The organism is Priestia sp. TSO9 (genome assembly GCF_021029645.1).
Lineage (GTDB): Bacteria > Bacillota > Bacilli > Bacillales > Bacillaceae_H > Priestia > Priestia megaterium_E.
Map to the genome: position 1 here is coordinate 1 of NZ_JAJEKD010000032.1, position 534 is coordinate 534.

The following is a 534-nucleotide window of genomic DNA, read 5'->3' on the forward strand; positions in this document are numbered from 1 at the left end:
ATACTGCCGTGTCTTCATTGGTAACCAACGTTACCACCACCGGACCTACTGGTGGATCATTTACTGGCAGAATCGTAATTGTAATCGTTGAAACAGCCGTTCCTCCTTGGCCATCGCTTACTACGACGCTAAAGCTATCTACCCCGTTGTAATTTTCGTTTGGCGTATACGTGTAGGTTCCGTCTGGATTGACTACCACTGTTCCATTTGCTGGACCTGTCAGTAATCCGTACGTTAGTGGATTACCGTCCACATCCGTTGCTACCACTTGGCTACTTAAACTCGTATCTTCATTGATCACAAACTCATAATTCGGCACCACTGGTGCATCGTTCACTGGTATGACCGTCACAAATACATTTGTTACTATAAATGCGCCCGACGGGTCGCTTATTAACACCGTAAACGTATCCGGACCATTATAATTGCCATTCGGCGTATAGGTGAACGTACCATCTGGATTTACCACTGCCACTCCGTTTGTTGGCGGATCTTGTAAGCTATACGTCAGCACTTCTCCATCTGGATCAAACG

1 protein-coding gene is annotated in these 534 nt (G+C 46.3%); it reads right to left on the reverse strand.

The features are described 5' to 3' along the window. On the reverse strand, window positions 1–534 hold a 534-nt coding region (locus LJC66_RS27395; RefSeq protein WP_230933928.1), incomplete at both ends, for a cadherin-like domain-containing protein.